Origin of the sequence: Pseudochrobactrum asaccharolyticum (genome assembly GCF_003314995.1) — a bacterium.
GTDB classification, from domain to species: domain Bacteria; phylum Pseudomonadota; class Alphaproteobacteria; order Rhizobiales; family Rhizobiaceae; genus Pseudochrobactrum; species Pseudochrobactrum asaccharolyticum.
Genome location: NZ_QNRH01000003.1, coordinates 578022 through 603500, shown reverse-complemented (window position 1 = coordinate 603500; position 25479 = coordinate 578022). Strand labels below are relative to the sequence as shown.

The window sequence follows — 25479 nt, the reverse complement described above, 5'->3', positions numbered from 1 at the left end:
TCATAAACAGGCATGCGTATCGCAGCCGCCACATTATCTGAAAACCGTTTGGGGAGGCGGCGAGTATGAAGCTGGCAGTACACACAGAAGGTGAATCTAATCGCTCTGAGGCAAGGCAGCGATGGCAGGCGCAGCAAAACAGTCCTTATATGGAGGAAGTGCTGCGCCGTGATGCAGATGTTTTTCTGCATCAGAGCCTTTCCAGCCCTTGCCTCACAGCGATTGTTAAGGCGCAGGGTATCTGGATTGAAGATGCCAACGGGCGTCGTTTTATGGATTTTCACGGCAACAGCGCCCATCATATCGGTTATGCCCATCCCAAACTGATTGCTGCCGTTAAGCAACAAATGGATGATTTGAGTTTTGCACCACGCCGTTTTACCTGTGAACCGGCAATTGAACTGGCCGAGAAGCTAGCTGAAATAGCACCAGGCAATCTGGGAAAAACACTGTTCACAACCGGCGGGTCTGATGCCATTGAGGTGGCGCTGAAAGTGGCGCGTGCAGCCACAGGGCGATTTAAAACCCTGTCTTTCTGGGATGCCTTTCACGGCGCAGGGTTTGGTGCATCATCTGTGGGCGGGGAAGCAACATTCCGTTCAGGTATTGCAGTGCCATTATTGTCCGGTGCCGAACATGTTCCCCCTTTTGCCTGTTACCGCTGCCATTACAAACATAAAGGGCCTGAAAGCTGCGGCATTGCTTGCGCGGATATTGTTTCTTTTGTGCTGGAGCGTGAGGGTGATATTGCTGCTGTGGTGGCTGAGCCGATGCGTGCCACACCCTATCCGCCGCCACCCGGTTTCTGGCAAAAAGTACGCGAGGCTTGTGACCGCCACGGAAGCTTGTTGATCTTTGATGAAATCCCAACCGGACTTGGCAAGACGGGTAAGTTTTTTGCGTCCGATCATGATGGTGTGACACCGGATATGATTGTGCTTGGTAAGTCGCTGGGTGGCGGTATGCTGCCGATTGCGGCGGCAATTGTGCGCCGTGATCTGGATGTATGCGGTGATTTTGCGATCGGGCATTACACGCATGAGAAAAATCCGGTGACGACCCGCGCCGCACTCACCACAATTCAGATTATTGAGGAAGAAGGGCTGGTTCAGCGTGCCGCCGAACTTGGTCAATATGTCATCAACCGCCTTAGGGAGTTGCAATTGCGCTCACCGCATGTGGGCGATGTGCGAGGACGCGGCTTGCTGTTCGGCGTGGAGCTGGTTCGTGACCGGCAAAGCCGAGAACCGGATAATGCGCTGGCTGAAGCAGTTTATTACCGCTGTCTGGAGGGCGGCGTCAGTTTCAAGATCAGTCAGGGTAATGTGCTGACCTTGTCACCGCCGCTCATCATTACGCAGCAAGAACTTGAACAAGCGCTGACTATTGTCGAAAAGGCAATTTTGGCGGGCATATAATTTCATGTCCGGCAGAAAACCCCTTCAACCTATAAGTTTTGAAGGGTGATGTATAAAATAAATAGATTTTACTTATTCAATGATGGTTCGCACTATGAAGAGCCATAAGAGGGAACAGCCTGCAAAAGCAGGTATAAAAATAAGCAATCAGCCATCAAATACATAATAAAAGGCTGATATAACAATGGGGAAATATGAAATGAAAAAGCATCGCGCTTTTATTCTGTCCCTTGCTGCCGGTATTGCTTTGGCATCAAGTGCTTATGCACAAACAGAACTGACTGTTTATACTGCTTTTGAAGCTGTTGATCTGCAACGTTTTGCAGAGGCCTTCAATAAAGATCATCCGGATATTAAAGTGAACTGGGTGCGTGACTCCACAGGGGTTATGACTGCGAAGCTGCTGGCCGAGAAAAACAATCCGAAGGCCGATATCGTCTGGGGTATTGCAGCGACATCGCTTTTGATCCTCAAAAATGAAGGTATGCTGGAAGCTTATACTCCGAAGGATGTCGACAAGCTGGATCCGCGTTTTGTGGATAAGGATCGCCCGACCAGCTGGATCGGCCTTGATGCCTATGTTGCAGCCGTCTGTTTCAATACCGTTGAGGCCGAAAAACTTGGCCTGAAACCGCCGAAAAGCTGGAAAGACCTGACCAAGCCTGAATATAAAGGCCATGTCGTTATGCCTAATCCGGCATCATCCGGCACCGGCTTCCTTGATGTTTCTTCATGGTTGCAGATGTTTGGCGAAAAAGGCGGTTGGGATTACATGGATGCCCTGCATGAAAACATCGCCAATTACACGCATTCCGGCTCCAAACCGTGCAAAATGGCCGGTGCAGGCGAGGTGCCGATTGGTGTTTCCTTCGAATTTCCGGCATCTCAGGTAAAGAGCGCCGGTGCGCCGGTGGATATTATTTTCCCTGAAGAGGGCTCCGGTTGGGAGTCTGAAGCTGTCGCGATTATGGCAGGAACACAAAATCTGGAGGCGGCTCAAACACTGATGGACTGGACGCTGACACCCAATGCGATGACAGCTTTGAACCAGAGCTTTGCAGTGGTTGCCCTGCCTGGCATTGCCAAGCCGGTAGAGCATATTCCAGCTGATCTTGAAAAGAAAATGATCAAGAATGATCTGGAATGGGCGGCAAATAACCGCAAAACCATTTTGGAAGAATGGTCAAAGCGCTACGATTCAAAATCTGAATCCAAAGGCTGAGCAGAACTCAGTTCTTCGGAACAATCACAGTTCTGTTTTCTGCATGGTTTCGGATACAGGCGGATCCCGTGTTTTTCCGAAGCTACTCTAACAGGCACGCATAATGCGACTGCGAACGCGGATTTTCCGCGTTCGTTCAGGGAGTGTGAACATGTCAGTCCAGAGGAATGAATTCGTGAAACATGAAATGGCGACGGATGCTGTCCGCATTGGTCAGCAGGAATTGACTGCTGCCGACAGGGCAATCAATAAGCAACAATATCTCAAAGTAGATGGTTTGTGGAAAGCCTTCGGCGAGTTTTATGCTCTGAAGGATATTAATCTGGATATAAGAGAAGGCGAGTTCATTTGTTTTCTGGGGCCTTCAGGTTGCGGCAAGACCACATTGCTGCGTGCCATTGCGGGGCTGGACTTGCAAACAAGAGGCACAGTGCATCAGGCAGAAAAAGATATTTCCTGCCTGCCGCCTGCACAACGGGATTACGGCATAGTCTTTCAGTCCTATGCTCTGTTTCCTAATCTGACGATTGAGAAGAATATCGCTTTCGGGCTTGAAAATATGAAAAAACCGCGCGCCGAGATTATGCAACGCGTTGCGGAATTATTGGAACTGGTCGGGTTGGCGGATCAGGCGAAGAAGTATCCGGCGCAACTGTCGGGTGGTCAGCAGCAGCGTATTGCACTGGCAAGAGCGATTGCGATTTCACCCGGACTTTTGCTGCTTGATGAGCCGCTTTCTGCTCTTGATGCCAAAGTGCGCGTGCACCTGCGCCATGAGATTAAAGAATTACAGCGCAAACTCGGCGTGACAACAATCATGGTCACACATGATCAGGAAGAAGCGCTGGCGATGGCTGACCGTATCGTGGTGATGAACAAAGGGACAATCGAGCAGGTCGGGACGCCGCTTGAGGTCTATCGCCAGCCGAGTAGCCTGTTTGTTGCCGATTTCATCGGGGAGACCAATAAATATCCGGTCACGATTGGTGCAGACGGCACAGCCGTCTCCGGAGATCTGGTTTTGCAATGCCATGAGCATAATTTGCCGGCGGGTAGTGAAGCAGTTGTGGTTATCCGGCCGAATGATGTGATCCCCCATGGCCGCGCACTGGATGTCAGTTCCTCAGCCGGTAACGGAGAAAATCTGATTGAAGTCCAGATCGAGAGTATGGAGTTTCTCGGCTCGTTCTGGCGTACGCATATGCGCAGTACCTATTTGCAAAACCAGCAGCTGATTGCTGATTTTTCCATCAATGCGGAGCGCCGTCTTGGCCTGACAGAAGGAATGACCATTCTTGTTGAACTGCCGAAAAGCCGTTTGCTGATTTTTGACGGAAAGGGCAAGCGATGAGTGCTGTCAGTGATTATAATGCCCCCGTAATGCCCGCAGGAAAAGCGATCCGTCAGAAGGTCAGCTCTGATGACTGGATCAAACGCGGCATGATGCTGATTATCGGTGCCTATCTGCTGGTGACATTGGCTGCACCGCTTTACGTGATGCTGTCTAAATCCTTTGCCAGCTACCAGTTTCAGCTGGAAAATTATGAAGTTCAGGTTGGTGACGGCAAAGGTAACTGGGCTCCGGCTCAGTCATTAAGTCAGCTGAATGCTGATCTGAAAACGATTTCATCTGAAGAACTGTCGACATCCAATAGTGGTCGTTTGTCACCGGTGGCATTGTTTCCGGATTTCAGTTTTCGCGGGGCGGAACATTATCGTATCCGTGGTTTGACCGATGACAGCCGGTTTTTGATCGGCTCTGCACCTTATCGCGGGCAGGAATGGCAGGAGGTGGATTCCAATAATTTCCGCCGCGTCATGCTGATGCCGCAGCAAACTACAGGTCTGGACAATTACCGGGCATATTTCTCGTCACCGGCATTGTTTCAGTCGATCAAAAATTCGCTGGTGATTGCGCTTATCAGTATGGTTTTAACTGTATCGCTGGCCTTTGGTTTTGCCTATGCGCTCAATCGCTCCAAGATGCGCTTTAAAGGTTTTTTCAAGCTGGTAGCGGTAATGCCTATTCTGGTGCCGTCGCTGTTGCCGGGTATTGCGCTGATTTATCTGTTTGGTAATCAGGGGATTTTGAAGGAACTACTGTTCGGCCTGCCGATTTACGGGCCATTGGGCATCGTACTTGGCTCGGTTTTCTTTACGTTTCCGCATGCGCTGATGATTATTTCAACCGCATTGGCTGTTTCAGATGCCCGCCATTATGAAGCTGCGGATTCATTGCGGGCAAGTAAGTGGCGTACATTCTGGACAGTAACAGTACCGGGCGCACGCTATGGTCTGATTTCCGCAGCTTTTGTGGTGTTCAATCTGGTCATCACAGATTTCGGTTTGCCGAAAGTGATCGGCGGCCAGTATAATGTGCTGGCGGTGGATATTTATAAGCAGGTGATTGGCCAGCAGAACTTTGAAATCGGCGCTGTTGTATCGGTGATGTTGCTGTTTCCTGCGGTGATTGCCTTTGCTGTTGACCGTTTCATTCAGCGTAAACAGGTTGCCCTATTATCTGCACGTGCTGTGCCGTTTTCACCAAAAAAGAAACCGCTTTTTGATAATCTGTGTTTGCTTTACTGCACTCTGATCGGGCTGTTTATCACCGGACTTCTGCTGGTCTGCCAGCTGGCTGCGATCGTAAAATTCTGGCCTTATGATATGAGCCTGAGCCTGCGCAATTTTGACTTCGGGCGTATGGATGGCGGTGGCTGGAGTTCCTATTACAATTCTATCCAGCTGGCATTTTTAACCGCAATTATCGGCACTGTCGTTGTGTTTGTAGGCGCCTATGCGGTTGAAAAAACCGAGGGCTTTGCCAAAGGCCGTGCCCTGTTCCAGTTTCTGGCCATGCTGCCTATGGCTGTGCCGGGTATGGTGCTGGGGCTTGCTTATATCTTCTTTTTCAATAATCCGGCTAATCCGCTGAGTGGCATTTACGGGACAATGATTATTCTTGTTATCTGTACCGTGACACACTTTTATACGGTGTCTCATCTGACGGCACTAACCGCACTGAAGCAGATGGATCCGGAATTTGAATCGGTTTCGGCGTCGCTCAAGCAACCATTCTATAAGTTATTCGCACGGGTGACGGTTCCGGTGTGCCTGCCGGCCATTCTGGATATTTCAATCTACCTTTTCGTCAATGCGATGACGACAGTCTCGGCAGTGGTCTTCCTCTATTCTGCTCATACAACGCTGGCTTCCGTAGCTGTACTGAATATGGATGATGCAGGGGATGTGGCGCCTGCCGCCGCAATGGGGATGATGATTTTCTATACCAATGTTGCAGCGCGGCTGGTGCATTATGGCCTGTCACAAATGCTGCTGCGTAAAACACAAACATGGCGCATGTAGAATGATGCGCCTTAAACGACTGGCGGTTACAGAATATGTTGCATTGCAGAGCTGTTTTTTGTTAAAAGCCACAAAATGCAACATTTCTGTATCGGGAGTTGGCTGTGGTACAAAAATCATCGCATGTTGAACAGCATGGTTCGGCAGAGCATCGCATTCTCGCTTCGCAACGGCATGATGAAATATTACGGAGGCTGAATGAAGATGGTGTTGCAGGCATCAGTGAAGTCGCGACATTTTTCGATGTATCTCGGGAAACGATCCGTCGCGATCTGAAACATTTGGCACAGCGCGGGTTACTAACGCTTGTTCATGGCGGGGCAACAAAGCCCCAGTTGAATGAACCTGCTTTCGGGTTGCGCAGTGAGGAGAATGCCGCAGGAAAAGCGGCAATCGGAACAGCCGCTGCAGGGTTGATCCGTTCGGATATGGTGGTGTTTCTGGACTCAGGAACTACGACTTTGGCGCTGGCACAGGCACTGAGCCAGCAAGAGAAAATACCGGAAAACCTGACAATTTGCACGACAAGCCTGCGTATTGCGCTGCAACTTTGCCATATGCAGGGTGTGCGTGTGCATATCCTTGGCGGAGAGATTAATGCCATTGAAGAGTCCAGCAGCGGCATTGATGTGTTGCAGGCAGCAGAGAATTTCCGCTTTGATATGGCTTTTCTCGGCACTGGTGGTGTAACCATCAATGGCGAGATCACTGATTTTACGCGTAATGGTGCGGAGTTACGTTCAAGAATGGCGGTGAATACCGGTGAGGCCTGGTTTCTTGCCAGTGCAGAAAAATTCGGCCGTATGACCCCGTTGCGGGTTGCGCATTTTGAACAGGCTGCAGGCATTCTGACGGATCGCCAGCCTGAGGCACTATTTGTATCAGCACTATCGGATAAAGGACTTATAGTACAAGTGGCCTAAATGTGATTTTATGTTGCATTTAATGTTGTTTTTTGTTGCATTGCTTTTATAGTGATCTCAACCGGAGGGAGTGAGATCATGACACAGGATTCTGCAGGCAATAAAGAAATATCGGATAATTTCCCGTCTCAGGCGCGGGTTGTGATTGTTGGCGGCGGCATTATCGGCTGCTCGGTTGCTTATCATCTGACAAAAGCAGGCTGGACAGATGTTGTATTGCTTGAGCAAGGCAGCCTGAGTTGCGGTACAACATGGCATGCGGCAGGATTGGTGGGGCAATTACGCAGTCACGCCAATATGACAGGTCTGATCCGCTATTCCACACAGCTTTATAATGAGCTTGAAACGGAGACCGGTCTGGCGACCGGCTGGAAAAAATGCGGCTCTCTGTCTGTTGCGCGTACCAAAGACAGAATGACAGTGCTGCAACGCACAGCCGCTTCTGCACGGGCGCAAGGCGTGAATGTTGAGGTTATTTCAGCTCGTGAAGCAGGCGACCTCTGGCCGGTTATGGCAACCGATGACCTGCAAGGTGCTGTCTGGTTGCCGGATGACGGCAAGGCCAATCCGAGTGATTTGACGCAATCGCTGGCACGGGGCGCGCGGATGCGTGGTGCCAAAATATTGGAACGCGTTCAGGTAACCGGTATTACTGTCAAGAATGGCGTTGCCTGTGGTGTTGAAACTGAGCGCGGAAATATTGCGGCAGAGGTTGTCGTCAATTGTGCAGGGCAATGGGCGCGCAAAGTCGGACAAATGTGCGGTGTTACGGTGCCGCTGCATTCTGCCGAGCATATGTATATCGTCACCGGAAAAATTGAAGGCGTGCATCCGGATCTGCCGGTGATGCGTGATCCCGACGGATATATTTATTTCAAGGAAGAAGTCGGTGGTCTGGTCATGGGCGGTTTTGAGCCACAGGCCAAACCGTGGGGTATGAAGGGTATACCGGATAAGTTTGAATTTGCTTTGCTTGAAGATGACTGGGATCAGTTTGAGCCGCTGATGGAAAATGCGCTGTTGCGCGTGCCGCAACTGGCTAATGCTGAAGTGAAGAAGTTTTATAACGGACCAGAAAGCTTCACCCCCGATAACAATTTTATCCTAGGGGAAGCGCCGGAGCTCAAAAATTTCTTTGTCGGTGCCGGTTTCAATTCTATGGGTATTGCCAGCGCAGGCGGAGCAGGGCGCGCGCTGGCTGAATGGATCATCAATGGCGCGCCGACAATGGATCTCTGGCCGGTCGATATCCGCCGCTTTGCCGGATTTAACAATAACCAGCACTGGCTGCATGATCGAGTCAAAGAAACGCTTGGCCTGCATTATGCTATGCCGTGGCCGAACAGGGAGCTGGATACGGCACGGCCGTTCCGGAGATCACCGCTTTATCATCTTCTGCAGGCAAAGGGCGCTTGCTTTGGCTCTAAAATGGGGTGGGAGCGGGCGAACTGGTTTGCAGAGAAAGGGCAAAAACCGGAAACGATCTATAGTTTCGGACGGCAAAACTGGCATGATAATGTCGGGCGCGAAATGCAGGCAGTGCGTGAACGTGTTGCTGTATTTGACCAGAGTTCTTTCGCGAAATTGCTGGTGCAGGGGCGCGATGCCTGCCGTGTCCTGAATTATCTTTGTGTTGCCAATATTGATGTGCCGGTCGGAACATCGGTCTATACCGGCATGCTGAATGAGCGTGGTGGCTATGAGACGGATCTGACGGTACTACGCCTCGGCGCAGAAAAGTTTCTGATCATTACCGGATCAGCACAGGCAGTCCATGATGTGGATTGGATTAACCGACATATCAAGAGTGATGATCATGTTATGGTCACTGATGTTTCTTCTGCTTATGCAGTGCTGGCATTAATGGGGCCAAAATCCCGTGATGTGTTGCAAAAACTGAGCGATGCAGATTTTACGAATAAGGCATTTCCGTTCGGACAAGTGCGTGAGATTGCGCTGGGTTATGCGACAGCCTATGCAAACCGCATGACCTATGTGGGGGAGCTTGGCTGGGAGCTGATTGTTCCGGTTGAGTTTGCCGTCGGTGTTTATGAGGCGCTGCACGAGGCCGGTCAGGAATTCGGCTTGTCTGATGCCGGATATTACGCGCTTGAAGCATTGCGGCTTGAAAAAGGCTATCGCGCATGGAGCCGCGAACTGACGCCGGATATTAATCCCTATGAAGCCGGACTTGGTTTTACCGTGGCAATGGATAAGTCAGGCGGTTTTACCGGCAAGGATGCGCTGACCAAATTCAAAGCTGAAAACAACATCCGGCGACGTATTGTGCAACTCACACTTGAAGACGGAAGTGCTGTTCTGTGGGGTGGTGAGCTTATCCTGAGAAATGGTGTGCCTGTCGGGGAAATCCGCTCAGCCGCACACGGGCATACACTGGGTTGTGCTGTAACACTCGGGCTGGTCAGCGATGAGGCTGGCATCAATAAAGACTGGCTGGAGCAGGGTGATTTTGACATTGATGTCGCCGGAAAGCGCTATCGTGCGAAACTACACCTGCGCAGCCCATATGATCCGAAATCTGAACGGGTCAAGATGGACGTGATCATATAGTTGTCAGGGCAATCTGCGTATTGTTGGGCGGATTGCCCTGACCAACCGCTATCTCAAAAGTAAGCCTGTAGTTTGGGCGCTTTATTTGAATAGCTTAAAATTTGTCAGTGTTTGAATTCGGTTGATTTGTCTTGCCGACATACGATGATTTCTGTTCTGGCGTATAGCGCTATTAGTTTATATTTTAATGTTCGAAATTGTTATTTTATTCATTCAATGAAAGAAAATTTATACATATGCGTTAAAGTATTATTGTAAAGAATTTTCACAAAATAATATTTAAAAACAATTTAGGATAGTTTTGTTATGACTGATCCCAATATAGATAATGATAATGCAATTGATCCGGTTATGAGTGATTTGAGCCTGGAGGATCAGGCTCAGCTTTTTCAGTTGCTCAAAGTCGAAGCTGGTATGACCCTGACCATGAGAAAAAATGGTGCCGTTGCCGACGGTGTCGACGTGGATATTGCTCAGGTTACTTTTAACAATATGGATGAGGGTACAAAACCTCTTGTTGTTGATTATAAAATTGAGGGTGGCACGGCTGTTTTCCAGGAAAATAAACTAACAACCATCAGAAAAAATACGAATAAATCCCTGTCTTCGACAGTCCAGTTGATTAATCTTACCCCCGGTAAGGGAATGATTAAAGCGACGCCTTATCTTAATCCGAAAATGGCACCGGCACCTGTTGAATATGAGTTTATCGGCAAGCCGTATAACCTTGACTTAAAAATTCGTAGAGATGAGCAATTTGCAGATGGCATCGCTGAAAACAGGGTTTTAGCGACGCTGACAGACAATAATGGTAAGCCGGTCATTGGTGCAGACCTTGAACTTAAACTGAGCGGGAAAGCCCTTTTCACGAACAATACAGCGTTAAGTATAAGACCAACGGATGAAAATGGACAATTTGATGTTGGTATTAAAGCGACCGAAAATGCCGATATATCTGTGACATATACAGTTACTCTGGTCTCTGATCCATCGGTGACACAAAGCGTTGTTGTTAAGTTTAAAGCTAGGCTAATGAAGCTTGATTTAACTATCGGTTTGAATGATCAATTTTCAGATGGTGTTGGCCAAAACAAAGTGCTTGCAAGACTGATAGACCAGAATAATACGCCGGTCAGTGGTGCAAACCTCGAACTCAAACTGAATGGTAATGCCCTATTCACGAATGGCACTGCATTAAGTATAAAATCAACAAACGCGAATGGAGAGTTTAATGTCGGTATTATAAGTAGCGCAAATGCCAACATATCTGTGAAATATATAGTTACTCTGGTTTCTGATAGATCTATAACAAAAAGCGTTGATGTCCGCTTCAAGGCCAAACCGCCGCAGCTTGTTTTGACCATTAACAAAAATGGTCAATATTCAGATGGTACAGGTGTCAATGAGGTTTTAGCGACACTGACAGATCATAATAATAAACCAGTCAGTGGTGCACAGCTCGAACTCAAACTGAATGGTAATGCCAAATTCACCAACGGCACAACAATAAGTACATTACCTACAAGATCGGATGGAACATTTAATATAGGTATTCTAAGTACCGCAAATGCTAACATATCTGTGACATATACCGTTACCCTTGTTTCTGACCGGTCAGTAACGAAAAGTGTTGATGTCCGGTTCAAGGCTAAACCAGTAGCACGGCCACCGTCATACCTACTCACAATTACAGCAATTGCAGATAATACTCTAACGCATACGAAGACTAGCAACCTTGCTGGCGGAGGTAACGTTGCCTCTGTAAGGCTGACATATGGTGGCCAGCCTGTTCCGAATGCAAACATAAATTGTAGCTTTTACGGCTCTGGTTATCGGAGTGGTATAGCTAACAATGCAACTGAGCGTCTGCAGCAGGTAGGTTCTCCACAGACGAACTCAATTAATGAAGTTGTAATGCGAACTAATGCAAATGGTGAGTTTATTGTTAGAATGGGTATTTGGAACAACTTATTTTATTCTACACGTGAGACCGGTACTCTCTCTGTCTCGTATAATAATATTAAGACAAGCAGAGTGTTTACCTTTGTTTAAATATTGCATTTTGAATGTTTAAATCATTGGAATCCATGGCTCCCGTAAAAAGGAGCCATGGATTTTTATATGCTTTAAAACCGTAGTGTTGCAGTGCTGCCAAAACGGTGGCTTTGGCTGTTGCTGCCAAGCAAGCCACTATAAATGATATCAAGCCCTAAGCGTTCAGAGCGCCAGAAGGACAAGCGTGCGTCCAGCAACAGAGAATTGCGATCTGTAGATGCGCCTGCAATGTCGAACGGCAGGCCGGAAGAAAAGGCGAGCTGCCTTACCGCATTGCGATCGCCAAAATTTCTGTTCCATGCGGCTTCAAAACGGGCATTAACCTGTAAGTCATTATCAAGCAGAAAGCGCTTACTCATAATGATGCCAAGCGTGCCGATCGTGTTATCGAGCGCAGTTGCTCTGCCGCTGAGTGCTGTGTCACTCAGGCCATATTCCTGAAAACGATCAAAGCGGCTGTGCACATAACTTATCCGGCCATAGGGCTCAAGATTGATCCCAGCCATATCAAAGCGATAGCCTGCCTCAGCAAAGATCTGTCCGGTCCAGCCATTATAGCTGCTTTCCAGCTGACCATTCAGCATCGGCAAAGCGAGATTGCGATCTGTGTCAATTGAATGATGCTGATAGGCGGCACCGCTGCGCAGTCGCAGGCCTTCATAGACCCATGCACCATAAAGCCCTGCACCGAGAGTGGAAATATCAGCGGTACTGGAACGATCAGAGATTTTCAGTTTGTTTTGTTCGTAGGAACCGGCAAGACCAATTGTAAAGTCATTTTCCAGCGTATAATCAACGCCGCCGGTTGCGGAATAGCCGTTGAGGCGTGCAGAAGCAGCGTTACTGTCACCATCATGTTTTGTCAGTGCACCATTGATTGTTAGCCAGCTTTGCCAGGCAGTTGCCCGCGGTTGCTCGTCGCCAGATACTTGCCGCGCACGCTCCATCAATGCCAGACGTAGCAGACTGCTATTATCGTGAACGGCACCAGCCGTGGTCGCGTGAATTTCGCCGGAAAGCTGGTCAAAACTATAGCTTGCATCTTTTTGCGAGCCGCTGATCATCACGCGATATGGTAAGCTATCGGGTGCCAGAGACTCCAGTGCATTTGCAATGGCAGTCTGATTGTTTGTCTGCGCGGCACTGGCAAATTGCACAGTATTGCGCTCCAAGACGACCCCCGTGCCGTCAGTGCTGAGTTGCGGTGTGGCAAAAGCAAAGTCGTGTTTGATATCAGGCGAGAAGCTGGAGCCGGAAAGGTTGGGAGCGTCTATAATCCGGTACGTTTCTCCAAGAGCATAAAGCAGGTCGGCAGCGCGTTCAATTTCCAGCGCTCCGCCTTGTAACTCTACATCCTGTGCAATCAACTGGCCGTAGCCAAGCACCAGATTAAGCTGGGAGCTTTCATTGAGAACAATCTTATCCTGCGCTGTCAGCACTGTCCGGCCAAGATTGACAGAACCGGCGCTGCTAAGCACACCGATTGACAGCTGGTTGTTCGCCATCCGGCTGACATCAAGGCGGGCATTTTGGTTGATCTGTATTTGTGATGTCCCGCCATCTGCGTGATCCTGAAAATGGGTTGCACCGCCTTCACTGGTGAGAATGGTTGCATTTTCTGCACTGCTACGGTCGCTGAATGTCAGGTCACCGGCATTGACGATCATGCTGCTACCGGCATTCGCCTGATCCTGAAAGTGCAGGTTCGCATCGGCATTATTGATCAGCCTTGCATCCTGTGCGGCACTGTTACCGGCAAAACGGGTGGAGCCATTATTGGTGATCGTTGCATCCGCCGCGCCGGCATTACCGTCAAAGCGGATAGTGCCGGTTTGATTATTGACGATAGCCGCCTGCGCAGCGCTGCTTTCATCCGCGAAAGTTAGCTGGCCGCTATTGTTGATATTGCCTGAGGCCGCACTGCTATTGTCAGAAAATTCAATACTTCCGGTTTGATTATTATCAATCAGGCTGTTTTTTGCCGAGCTTTGGTCCGCAAAGCGGACTTGCCCGTTATTATAAATATTCCGCCGTCCGGCATCGGACTGATCATTAAAGTTCAGAGTGCCCGTGGCATTGTTGGTAATCAGAGCATTATCAGCACTGGCATTGTCATTAAAACTGGCTGTGCCATTATTGGTAATGACAGCACTGCCCGCACTGGCATGATCATTAAAACTTAAAGAGCCGCCGCCATTATTGGTTATACGGGCATCAGCCGCGGTGCTGTCCTGATGAAAAGATAACTGCGCATCTGCATTATTGGTAATAAAGGCGCTGGCGGCTGTCGACTGATCGTTAAAACGGGTCGTACCACCGGTATTATTAATGAGCGCGGCTGCTGCGGCTGTACTCCGATCATTAAAGTAAACCGCATCACCTGCATTATTGGTGATTTCAGCATCACCTGCAGATTCTGTGCCTTGATAAGTCGTCGTTTTGCCAGCTTGGGTATCATTGGCTAACATTTGAAAAGGTTGCGCAGATGCATTGGCCGGTTGTTGTGCCGGTGTGAGATCGGAATCTAAAATCTGAAAAGGCTCGGCGCTCAGTGTCGGAGTAAGATTTATACCCAACAACATGCAGGCGGCGCTGATATAAAGCGCAGTACATCTGCTATAGTGTTCACGGTTGCGTTTAATAATCATAATAAGCCGAACAGATAACTATCCCGTCTGTTAAGCTTTATGGTTAACGAATAATGATTAATAAATTACCCCATATGTTTTGCCATATGGGGTATCTTGTATGCGCTTGAAATTAATTGATACCCTGTATGTCTCGGATTGCGGCCATCCCGCGTATACCTTCACGGTCACCGGTCGCAGCCAAAGCTTCATAAAGCACGCGGGCATCATCATAGCGACGTAATTTCAGATAGGATGCGGCCTGCAAAGCCATCAGGTCCTTGCGCGGTGGCGCCAGTTGCGAGCGCTGTTGCAGGATGAAAAGTGCGTCACGGAACTGTCCTGCTTTATAGGCAGCAACTGCACGATCTGAGAGGATATTGACGCGCAATTCCTTCTGGCGGGCATCACTCATCGGAGCTTTGATGGCTGATACAGCAGCTTTATCAACCAGTCCGACCCGCAAATAAGCAAGACTCTGTCCGTAAGCAGCCTCAGAACGCTCCTGTGCTGTGCCGGTATTCAGTGCGGATTCAAAGCTTTTAACAGCCTCAAGCGGACGGTTCATTTCCATCAGGCACCAGCCATGAGACACGGCATTGCCGCCGGTCGGCATCGGGCCATCTACGGTCTGGCGGCAGTTGCGTGCATTGGAACTGGTATTGGCAGGCTGAGCCACGCGGGCGCGTGGTGCGGGTTTCTGTCGTGGCTGCCTGTCCTCATAATAGGTTGTTGCCGGTTGTACTGTACCGGCAACCGGTGCAACAGCTTGAGAAACCACTGTGCGGCTGTATTTATCCCGTGGAGTGCCAATATCTGCGATGCGCTGCGAATGTGTGCCCCAGGCTTGTTTTACCTGTGCCAGACCTGCTTTATCGCCAATAGTGAACAGGCTCACACCCAGCCCGTAGGCGGATGGTTCGTTGGAATTATCCCAAGATAATGCAGTCTGAAACCACTGAATTGCAGTCGGTTGCTGGCCAATAGCACGGGCATACCAGCCAAGCTGCTCGGCTGTACTGACGTTCTTCGCCGCAATCACTGCATTGGCGATACGGGTCATAACGTCTTGAGAGAGTGCGGCAGGCATGCGGGCAGGCGGATCACTCGCCAGCAGATTGGCTGTTGCGGCAAAATAAACGGCGGAAGCTTCCGGCGACTGGTCACGCCACGGATACATGGCATTTTCAGCTTGTGCAAATTCCCCGCGGCTATTGAGGATCAGCGCCAGCCCTTGCGAAACCGTTACGCTGTCGTCTTTCTCTTTCGCCAGCAGGAACCATTTTTCTGCCGCAGCCATGTCGTTCCGGCGCAGATAATACCAGCCCAGCATTTCCGCATCCACGGCATTGCCATCTTTTCCGGCAATCGCGCTTAAAGACGAGAGATAGTTCTTGTCGATTTTCAGTTCAGGATTTTGCGCGGCGGCAGCGACAAAGCGGCGTGCAATATCTTCACTGAGCGCAGCAAATTCACTCTGACCATCGGCACTGGTTTTTTGTGCTGCGAGTACCTGCTGCGCCTGTTCATAGGGCAGAGTGTCGAGCGCTTTTTGCACCGTGACCAGCCGGTCTTCGGGTTTGGTGCAGTTTTTCAGCACATAGAGATAGCCATCGCGTGCGCGGTCAGCTTTATCCTGCTTGGCAAAGGCCTCAGATAAACGCCACAACACATCCACTTCATCACAGGTCAGAAGCTGCGGGGATTGAGCAGCCAGACTGACAACCATGTCATATTGTTTATTATCCGAGGCATTGATCAACCGCTGACGGGCCTCAGCCAGATTGAGTTTTGCCAGCAGATCAGCTGGTACAACCCATTCCGGCTCCTGAATTTTGCGGGTGGCAATAGCTTTGCGTAGCTCGGCATATTGGCCGTCTGCAAATAATTTCCAGAGCTGTTCCAGTTTGGTATCGCGGATCTGTACCGGTGCCAGCGGATCTTCCGGCGGTGTCCAGTCCGGATAAAGCGCTTTCAGACGTGCGATCTCAGCCTGCAAACGCTGTTTGTCGCCTTTGAGTGCAAAATAGCGTAATGCGCTTTCATCGACTTCAGCTGCATCGCCCTCAGTATTCCGACGCTGGTCTGCCTGAACAAATCGGCTGGTTGCAGGTTTTTCCGCAGCAGTGGCCATTTTCCGGATATCCGGCGCAGAACTTGTCTGAACGGAGTAAATATATACGCCCGCAGCGGCGGTTGATGCCAGCAGAATTGCAATGAAAAGCTTTTTCATAGGCACTCCGGATGGTTGCGTGCGGTGTAGGACAGTGCCAGCAAATGCAGGGTGGACGGGTAATATTGGCTTGGTTCGAAACGGGTTACATCATCGGACAGTTTTGTGCCATTGCCAATACAAGCGGCAAGTTGCGGAATAATCCGGTATCCGGCCTCGCTCAATGAGGCAACGGGCTTATCTGTCTTGATATTCATCAGATTAACCGCACGGTCTTGTCCGGTCATCGCTTTAGCTAATTGTTGGGTTATGTCCTGTTTTCCCAAACCGGCGCGGGCAAGATAGAGCACAATCCGCAGATTATTATAGCTGAATTCCGGTTCAAATCCTGTGGCCGGTTGCGGCTTGTTTTTCAGGCTGATCCAGTCAGACGGTAATTGATGCGTGCCAAACCGGCTTTGTTGCAAAAGCTGTAAACCGCTCTTTGCCAGCGCATCCCATGACGGAGAAGGTGCCAGCTCATTGAGCACGGGAAAAGCCTCAAAAACCCAGTAGGACAGGTTAATCACCGGCCCGTCATCACGGTCTTTGGCACTGAAACCGCGAATGGCAGGCAACAGAATGACCTCATCATGCTGTGTCGTGATCTGTTTTTTCAGCAGACTGGCAGCAATTGTGATGGCGGTTTTGCGGTAATCCGCATTGTTCCATTTCTGCGCAGCCAGAGCTAAAGCATAGGCTATCAGAATATCACCGTCGGAGGCATTATTGGTGTCGGTAATATGCGGACGGCTTGCCGGATCCCACTTCCATGCAGACAAACCATCGTTACGGATCAGCATTTCGGTGCGCGTGAAGCTCCAGATCAGCTCAAAATCTGCCGGACGGCCAGCCATCAGCGCGAGCAACAAACCATAGCCCTGACCTTCGCTATGACTGATATTCCCATTGGCATCGTCAAGAATGCGGCCATCTTTGGTGAGGAATTTCTCACTATAGGCAAGCCAGTCTTTTTCACTGATCATTGGCAGGTCTGTTTTGGTGGTATCTTGCGCAAAAGCATGGGGCAACGGCGTTAAAAATACCGGAAGCACCAGCATAAAAGCCAGTGCAAATGATGTGCAAAATGATCTGATCCGGTTGCTAGTCATCGTCCCGTCTCCCGAAACGTGAGAGCATCATAGATGTTGAGAGACCAAGCGCAACAAGAGACAGCAGCAAAACCACCACATAAGACAGGGCGTTGCTGGAAAGCCAGTTGGTTGCAATCAGACGCAGATTGAAAAATGTCAGAGGCTGGGTTTTCAAAAATTCGGTTCTCTGAACCGGCAGTGTCTCGACGGTTTTCTTGTCGTGATTATAGGCTGCGATGCGTCCGTTCATTTTTGTCCAGTTGGCACGATATGCCAATTGCTCTGCGCCCTGACGCAGCAATACCGTATCCGGAGCTGTTATGACAGTCCACGCTCCGTCCCCGGACGGGGAAGCACCCTGTGCTGCAAGGACTGAGACCTCTTTTGGCGGGATGTATTTTGCATCATTGCCAGGAAATAACCGGAAACTGTCCGATGCATTGAATGCTTGCAGCACACCATTGTAGGTATTTTGCAACCAGCCATACCAACCTGTTTGTAATTGTTCTTGCCATTGATCAAGCGTGAAGTTGGTTGTGCTGCGGGCATTATCCTGTTGCCCGGCAATATCATCGTCGCTCCAGATCTTTCTGGCATCAAGATTGATGCCTGTCTGTGTTAAAACAGCATCCGGCAGATTAGTGATAGCGCCGACAAACAGCGCATTCCCATTTTTCAGATCATCATCACTTTGGGCATAGTTGATTTTCAGCGGGCGTCCGGCTGCCACAGCAAGACTACCCATAATTGTGGCTGAGGCCGAAAGCACATTGTAGTCATTCAGATTGGCTGACAATGCCAGTCCGTCAGAGCTGTATGTATAGGGATAGGCCATGCCTGTCATGGCAGCGAGGTTGGGAACCTGACCGATACGACCGAAATCCGGCATCGTGAATTTTGAACTGTCAAACAGAGCAAAACGCGGATTGGCAGAAGATGCCGTACCGGCTGAACAGCTTTTGTCGGCCTGTGTTTCTAACGCGGCTTCAATCGTCACCGTGTTCAGACCCGGCCGGAAATGGCGCATCTCGATACGGATCGGCAATTGTTTCATCACGCCGCCACCGGTATTGGTGATCGGAATAGTCGTTGCGATATCCCCGTTGATATAAATATCAACATGACTGCCAGGTAAAACCTCTGCTGAATAAGCCGCATCGAGCAGGATTGTGGCTGTGCCATAGGCATTCGCATAAAAATCTGCCGGAATTGCGAAGTTGAACTGGTTACGCAAACGACGGCCGCTGAATTGTTGTGTGGCTATGCCCATTTCGGCAAACGACAATGTGCCGCCGCTGCGCAACACCGGTGCGTTAGGCAGGTTCCAGTTCTGGGTTTGAAAGGCGTCGCGCAGAGTATTGGCCGGTCGTTCGGTCATCGCAACCAAACGGTCGATATTCCGGTCGATCTCGCGCCAGTTTTCACCGGAAATCAGCAGAAATTGTTCACCGGTTGCCGGATGTGTAACAAAATGCATAGAGCTGGCAGACGTATTGCGCTCATCATTGCCAATTTGCAACGTATCCAGAACATCAGTCAGTTCGGCTTGTGTGCCGACAAGAATGGTCAGTTCTCCGGAACGGGCACTATCCTTGTGAATAAGCGCGGGATCGAGTGATTTCTCAACGGAAAAACTCTGATTTGGCATGCCGCCGAGAATGGCCAAACTTTGAGAGAGATCAAGCAGGCTGGTACCGTGATCGGCGCGGCCAAGCGCTGGTGCTACAATATGAAACTGCGTATTACCTTTGGCATTAACGCCGATGGCAATAATATCTTCACTGCCCGCAAAGCGCCCTGCTTTTTGCTGAGTGCTGTTCAGGTCAAAAGCGAGATAGGTTTTGGCCGGATCAATATTTGTCCATAGTTCATAGGTGGATTCAATCGTGCAATCCGTGCGGTGGCGCTGTTGTGCTCTGACGGACAGGGTATTGGCACCGGTGCGTAATAAACCTGCCGGTACATCAACTATGACTTCAGCCATCTGGTCAGTTGAGCGGATCGGCTGGCGCAGCAACTCCACATTATTGATGCTGACGATAAAGTCAGAGCTTTCCGGCGCAACAAGAATAGCGCTTTGATAACCAAGATTAAGCCGTGCGGGTGCTTTGGCCTCTTCCTCGGTGAGTGCAATATTCCAGCTGCGCTGATAATATTCACCGGTCAACGACAACATATCCGCAGGGATCAGATAACGTCGCCATGGCTGAGAGGCGGTAGCAGCTGCAGGGGCTGCGGGTGACGGCGCAATCAATGCAGGCGCCGGTGCACTTGGCTGCGGGACTTCGGCCCCTTCCGGCGACATGTCAAAAGGCGTTGGCAATGCACTTTGTGCGTTTGCAATCACAGGCAAAACGCACAGGGCTGTTGTCATCAGACCATAGCGTATCAACGGGTAAGGAGAAGGCAGCATCTTGCTCATGCCTTGTCTCCTGTAACGGGCTGTGCCGGTTTTTCGGCTTTCTCTTTCCGCTTTGCCGAATATTGTTTCAAGCCGAGGAAATAGGCCAGACCTCTGCCTGTCTGGTACAGTGACAGGCTGAAGAACCACAGTGTAGCGCGCAATACGCCGGGATTGGTGCGGCGTTCCTGCTGGATTTCAGCCCAGCGTCCGGAATTGGCAAAAATCAGATCGGCAACCAGACGGTGATGAGCAGCCTGTTGCGGCTTATATAAACAGCCAACAGAAATAAGATCACCTTCACGGCTGACATTGCGGATTTCAACCGGTAAATCGCTGCTTTGTTCACCCGCATGGGTGATGAAACGCGCCGAAACTTCACTGCCAATAGTGAGTGAGGTGATGTCGCCCGCATAGATCATCAGATGCATACCATTGGCTGAGACGTCATCAATGGTACCCGTATGCCACTGGCCGTCGACCAGTACTTCGCAACGGCGTGTTACTTTTACACGCACAGAAGACGATTTTTCACCACGCTCCGAGACAACGCCCAGAGCACAACCGGCCATAATCAGGTTGAGCAATGTCCAGCCGCCGACAACCAGCAAAACATCGGCTTTGTAGGGTTCGGTATAGATACGGTAAGCGGCCAGCAACAGCGCTAATACCAGAACAATAAAGATGATGAAGAACGGCCGTGCAATTTCCGAGAGGCGGGCAACCAGAATGGACTCATCCTTGGCTGTCACGTTAAAGGTCGGTTTGCGCGGATTGAGAATGACTGAGATAATTGCAGGCAACAAATGCACGGATTGCACATATTCATAGAGCTCAGAAATCCACGGCCAGCGGTAGGAGCCGTAGAGATAGTTCTGTAACATCAGATTCACGCAGAGATAGATCAGCGTATAGGCGAGAAACTCACCGCCTGATGCCACAAAAATCTGCAGATCGAAAAACAGATAGAACAATGGCGCGACCAGAAAGGTCATACGTGCAAACGGAAACAGCCAGAACAATGTTGATGACATGTAGCAAAGGCGTTGCGGCAGGCTCAGGCCGGCCATCAGCGGCGGAAAGCGGAAACGCAAAATTTGCATCATGCCCTGCGCCCAGCGGCTGCGCTGTCCAATAAAACTGGCAAAGGTTGCCGGTTGCAGACCTGCAATCAGCGGTCTGTCGATATAGATACTATCCCAGCCCTGCGCGTGCAGGTTAACAGCGGTTTCGCAGTCTTCAGTAATACTGACACCGCTGAAACCATCGGTCGTGGCCAGAGCATCGCGGCTGAGCAATGCGGCTGAGCCGCAGAAGAATGCAGCATTCCATTTATCCAGCCCGCGCTGGATCATGCCGTAGAACATTTCGTTCTCGCTCGGCATTTGATTGAAGGTGCGCAAATTGCGCTCTACCGGATCAGGATTGATGAAAAAATGCGGCGTCTGAACCAGAAATAATTTGGCATTATCACGGAAATAGCCAACGGTTTCGGTCAGAAAATTACGGGCAGGGGCATGGTCAGCATCAAAAACAGCAACGAGCTTGCCGGTGGAATGGGCAAGGCCATTGTTGAGATTACCGGCTTTTGCATGTTCGTTGCGGGCACGGGTCAGGTATTTAACGCCAAAATCGGCGCAAAGCGCCTGTAATTCTGCACGGCGCTCGGTTGCCCGTCTGCTTTCCAGTAAATTGGCCGAATTACATTTTTGATCTGTACCGCCGTCATCCAACAACCAGATGGTCAGCCGGTCAGCGGGATAGTCCATATTGACTGCCGCACCGAGCGTATTTGCGAGCAGTTTGGCATCTTCATTATAGGTCGGGATGAAGACATCAACAGCAGGCATCTCGTCTTCCCGCAGCTGCACCGCAGCGGGAGAAACACGTGGAAAAGAGACGACGAACATGGAAAGTGCCAGCATCATAACGCTGTACATTTCCGCTAGATAAAGAATAATCCCCGGAATGAAGTTCTGCAGCTGGCTGGCCGGCGGAATGGTCTGCGTGGTACGCCAATAGACATAACGCAAGACAATCGATGTACCGATAGCCAGCACTACCAGACGCCAGCTTCCGCGGATGCGGAAATGCTTGAAAACAGCGAGCACGATCAACAGGCTGATGCCGAGTGCCAACTGTGTCGGCAGATTGATCGGCATAAAAGTCAGCAACAAGACGCAAGCAGCGGATAACAGCCAGCACAGAAAAATACCGATCTTACTCATCGGAACCTCCTGTGGTGATGTGTGATTTGCTGCTTTTCATAATCATCAGAGACAACCCGTCATATTGGTTGCGTTTGCGCCGGAAGAATTGGGTGGTTGCTTACAGGGCGACGGAACAACGATAGCTGCAGGTGCTGCCTGCGGGGTCTGTGTTGCGACAGGAGACGGCACTTGTATCTGCACCGGTTGCGCTGGCGGCACTGCATAAGCAGGGGGCGCAGGCATAGTGCGTTGTTGCACCGGCGCTGTATTGCTGAGTTGCGGCGCAGGCACAACGACCGGTGCTTGCGGATAACTGCCGGTGGTATAGGTTTGCTGTACGGGCGGATAATAATCCGGCTCCGCTTTTGGCTGGCTCACATATGCAGGCTGTCTGGCTGGCATCCGACGGGCGGGTGCTGCGGTTTCTGCTTTTGATACGGCGTTGTTAAGCCGGTCTGTATGCAGATCGCTGGCAGGAAACGCACCGCTGAGATTGCTTTTGACGGATGGTGCCATGAGCGGACTGCCCATGCGACCGATATCAGCCGACGGGCCTGCCGGTTCGCCATAAGGGTTCCAGCCGCTGGTTGCTATGGTCGCATTGATGGTGAATTCATACATCGATGCCAGGAGTTTTTCCTGGCTTGCACCGGTTTCACACAGCCGCAAACGCAGATCAATACGGCCACGGTTCTGGAAGAAGTTTTGCGCATGTGCCGGCGAGCGGATTTGCTGCCATGCATAAATGCAGCTTTCGCCGCCGGAAGTAGTGCCGGTAGCATAGCTGAAAGGACCATAATTATTCTGCACATAATAAGGCGAGCGCACCATCGTGATGCCTGCCATTTCTGTACGCAATTCCCGCGAAATACGCCCTTCGGTCAGTGACTGATACGACAGCGTATTTTCACTGGCACCCGCTGAATTTACCGGGCCGAAAAATGTAACACGGAAATAATTACCGCCGGGGCGGACAGAGTTAGTGCTCAGCGCAATTGTCTGGACAATGGCATTGCTGGCGCGCTCCTGTGTAATGCCGACAATAGAGCGGTTTGAAGGCAATACAAATGCCTCATCAATACCGATATCACGTTTGCCATAGGCAATGGCAGTTGGATCCTGTGTGGCGCAGGCTGTGAGAATAAAGGCCGTAATCAGGAGGGAAACGGGACGCGAAACCAGCAATTTTGCACCCCCTTATGTTTCTTGATACGACTTCTGATCGTTCGCACAATAATGATACGGTTTGAAAATGCGCAGATACGCAGTGAAATTTTACCTTTATAATCAATAAAATTTTATGGTTTATAATTTATTAACAACCGCTTAAAAATACATTTTTTGATGGAAGAAAAGCATTTTCTGTGCAGGCAAAGCAAAGGCTGATTTTTAATGCAAAACGGCGGTGAAAAAGACTGCCCGTATCGAACATCGTCTTTCACCGCCGTTATTTATCATTAGCTGGCTTTAGAAGCCGATTGCAGTCCCGTCACCACGCGGGTCAGCACCGCCTTCATAGCCGTCGGGATGTTTGCGGATCGCTTGCGCATGACCAAGCGTACCTTCCCAACCGCTGGCCATCTTAACCGGATGACCGCGCAGGCGCAGTTCACGGATAACTTCCTCCGGCGTGCGTGACTCCAGCACCAGATCACGTGATATCGTGCCCCATGTGCGACCCATCAGCCAGCGCGGTGCTTCAATTGCCTGCTGCACGTTGAAGCCGAAGTCGAGCATACGGGTGAGCATGGCAGCCTGTGTCTGTGGCTGGCCTTCACCGCCCATCGTGCCATAGGCCATTACCGGTTTGCCATCCTTCATCAGCATGGCCGGAATGATGGTGTGGAAGGTGTGTTTACCCGGTTCCAGCGTGTTTGGATGATTGGCATCCAGCGAGAAGAACGAGCCGCGGTTCTGCATAATAATACCGGTATTACCGGCAATTACAGCAGCGCCGAAGTCGTGATAAATCGACTGAATGTTGGAGACCATCATGCCGTCTGCGTCAGCAGTACAGAAATAAACCGTATCGCCATCCGGTGCACGATGTTCGAACTCGCCGTCGAATTTCACACCCGGTTCGATGTCGGTAAAGCCGCGCACAGTGTCATCATGGATAAGCTGTTTGCGTTTTGCCGCATAGTCCTTGGACAGGAATGTATCGAGTGGAATTTTGACGTGTTTCGGGTCACTCAGCCACTCGTCACGGTCAGCAAAGGCAACTTTAACGGCTTCTACCATGTGGTGGTAATAGGCGGCTGTGTTGTAGCCCCATGATTTGACATCATATTGTTCCAGCAAGTTCAGAATTTGCAGTGCTGCAAAACCCTGTGTTGCCGGTGGCAGCTGATAAACATCATAACCGCGATAGGTCGAAGTGATCGGCTTTGCCCAATTGGCATGATAATTGGCAAAATCTTCGTAGCGCAGCGGTGACCCCTGTGCTTCGAGCGACTTAGCCATTTCCAGTGCAACGGGGCCTTCATAGAAGCCTTTGCGCGGACCATGTTCTGCCAGATATTCAAAGGTTTTTGCCAGTTCCGGCTGAGCCATAAACTCACCGTCGCGCTGTGGCTTGCCGTTTGGCAGATAAATGCGTGCCATATTGGCATCGGCATTGAGGATGCTTTCATCCGTTACCAGCCAATCTGCAAGGGAGCGGCTCACTGCCATACCTTCGCGGGCATAATGGATTGCATCGGCAAAAAGATCTGCCCAAGGCAACTTGCCGTAGCGCTCATGCGCTAAGCGCCAGCCGTCCACAACCCCAGGAGCGGTAAGCGCTGCCAATGCACCGCGCATCGGGATCTGATCAGTGTGGCCGTGTTTTTTGTAAAACTCACGGGTTGCAAGCTTGGCAGCAGGACCTGTTGCTTCAATGGCTTCGATTTCAGTGGCTTTGCCACCTGCAATCAGCAGGAATGCGTCACCACCAAGACCGGCCATATGCGGGTAAACCACACAGAGTGTAGCATTGATGGCAATGGCCGCATCAACGGCGCTACCACCGCGACGCAAGATGTTATCGCCGGAAGCGGAGGCCAGATAGTGCGGGGAGCTAACCATACCGCGTTTGGCGAAAACCGCTGGTCTGCCGGTTCTTGGTCCATCAGCGTTAATCATATCAAACCCTTTATACTATTTTTAAAAGCAGATGACTGATCAGTCACTTACTTAGACTTGGGAGGAAACAGCACGCGCTGTAGCGGGGGGATGATGGCGGCAACACTCAGTGCCACCATGCCGATCGTTGACATCAGGCGCCAGTCATTCGTGGTGCCGAGGCTGACCAAAGGCAGCGCAACCAGAAACAGCACAAATGACACGCTTAAATACGAGAGGCGGTTTTGAAGTATTCTTTTGATCATTTCATTCTGCCC

15 protein-coding genes are annotated in these 25479 nt (G+C 50.3%); 7 read left to right on the top strand and 8 right to left on the bottom strand.

Annotation, left to right across the window (positions count from 1 at the left end; genetic code table 11):
• The first annotated feature begins 65 nt into the window (after positions 1–65).
• The 7 genes from pbfA to DFR47_RS11025 all read left to right on the top strand — a co-directional run bounded on the left by pbfA (position 66) and on the right by DFR47_RS11025 (position 11552).
• Positions 66–1418 carry a (R)-1-hydroxy-2-aminoethylphosphonate ammonia-lyase gene (gene pbfA / locus DFR47_RS11055; protein WP_113944448.1) on the top strand — a complete coding sequence of 451 codons (1353 nt, stop codon included), beginning with the start codon at positions 66–68 and terminating at the stop codon, positions 1416–1418.
• Positions 1419–1617: 199 nt separating this feature from the next.
• Positions 1618–2640, top strand: coding sequence for a putative 2-aminoethylphosphonate ABC transporter substrate-binding protein (locus tag DFR47_RS11050; RefSeq protein ID WP_113944532.1), 1023 nt, complete (start codon positions 1618–1620; stop codon positions 2638–2640).
• Positions 2641–2827: 187 nt separating this feature from the next.
• A complete protein-coding gene (locus tag DFR47_RS11045; RefSeq protein WP_113944531.1) occupies positions 2828–3991 on the top strand; it encodes a putative 2-aminoethylphosphonate ABC transporter ATP-binding protein in 1164 nt (387 codons plus the stop codon).
• Complete coding sequence (locus DFR47_RS11040; protein WP_113944447.1) at positions 3988–6006, top strand: putative 2-aminoethylphosphonate ABC transporter permease subunit; 2019 nt, start codon at positions 3988–3990, stop codon at positions 6004–6006. The genes DFR47_RS11045 and DFR47_RS11040 overlap by 4 nt, the downstream gene beginning before the upstream one ends.
• 104 nt (positions 6007–6110) lie before the next feature.
• The gene (locus DFR47_RS11035; protein ID WP_113944446.1) at positions 6111–6929 is read left to right on the top strand and encodes a DeoR/GlpR family DNA-binding transcription regulator; all 819 of its coding nucleotides are present in this window, start codon (positions 6111–6113) and stop codon (positions 6927–6929) included.
• 78 nt (positions 6930–7007) lie between these two features.
• Entirely contained in the window at positions 7008–9500 is a 2493-nt protein-coding gene (locus DFR47_RS11030) for a GcvT family protein (protein ID WP_374788376.1), read from the top strand.
• Positions 9501–9806: 306 nt separating this feature from the next.
• The gene (locus DFR47_RS11025; RefSeq protein ID WP_113944445.1) at positions 9807–11552 is read left to right on the top strand and encodes an Ig-like domain-containing protein; all 1746 of its coding nucleotides are present in this window, start codon (positions 9807–9809) and stop codon (positions 11550–11552) included.
• A gap of 74 nt (positions 11553–11626) precedes the next feature.
• Here the strand turns inward: DFR47_RS11025 and DFR47_RS11020 are convergent, their stop codons facing one another.
• The 8 genes from DFR47_RS11020 to DFR47_RS10985 all read right to left on the bottom strand — a co-directional run bounded on the left by DFR47_RS11020 (position 11627) and on the right by DFR47_RS10985 (position 25467).
• On the bottom strand, positions 11627–14023 hold the full coding sequence (locus DFR47_RS11020; RefSeq protein ID WP_170137482.1) for an autotransporter outer membrane beta-barrel domain-containing protein: 2397 nt from the start codon (positions 14021–14023) through the stop codon (positions 11627–11629).
• Positions 14024–14315: 292 nt separating this feature from the next.
• The gene (locus DFR47_RS11015) at positions 14316–16415 is read right to left on the bottom strand and encodes a tetratricopeptide repeat protein (protein ID WP_113944443.1); all 2100 of its coding nucleotides are present in this window, start codon (positions 16413–16415) and stop codon (positions 14316–14318) included.
• Positions 16412–17455 (bottom strand): family 8 glycosyl hydrolase, encoded by a 1044-nt coding sequence (locus DFR47_RS11010; protein ID WP_374788383.1) that lies wholly within the window; start codon positions 17453–17455, stop codon positions 16412–16414. Before DFR47_RS11010 ends, DFR47_RS11015 begins: the two co-directional genes overlap by 4 nt.
• 43 nt (positions 17456–17498) lie before the next feature.
• On the bottom strand, positions 17499–19910 hold the full coding sequence (locus DFR47_RS11005; RefSeq protein ID WP_113944441.1) for a cellulose biosynthesis cyclic di-GMP-binding regulatory protein BcsB: 2412 nt from the start codon (positions 19908–19910) through the stop codon (positions 17499–17501).
• A complete protein-coding gene (bcsA, locus tag DFR47_RS11000; protein WP_113944440.1) occupies positions 19907–22117 on the bottom strand; it encodes a UDP-forming cellulose synthase catalytic subunit in 2211 nt (736 codons plus the stop codon). The genes DFR47_RS11005 and bcsA overlap by 4 nt, the downstream gene beginning before the upstream one ends.
• 45 nt (positions 22118–22162) lie before the next feature.
• Positions 22163–23284: a cellulose biosynthesis protein BcsN gene (bcsN, locus tag DFR47_RS10995; RefSeq protein WP_113944439.1), complete on the bottom strand. Its 1122-nt coding sequence runs from the start codon at positions 23282–23284 to the stop codon at positions 22163–22165.
• 282 nt (positions 23285–23566) lie between these two features.
• Complete coding sequence (gene ggt / locus DFR47_RS10990) at positions 23567–25222, bottom strand: gamma-glutamyltransferase (RefSeq protein ID WP_113944438.1); 1656 nt, start codon at positions 25220–25222, stop codon at positions 23567–23569.
• 47 nt (positions 25223–25269) lie between these two features.
• On the bottom strand, positions 25270–25467 hold the full coding sequence (locus DFR47_RS10985; RefSeq protein ID WP_113944437.1) for a hypothetical protein: 198 nt from the start codon (positions 25465–25467) through the stop codon (positions 25270–25272).
• Between the last annotated feature and the right edge of the window lie 12 nt (positions 25468–25479).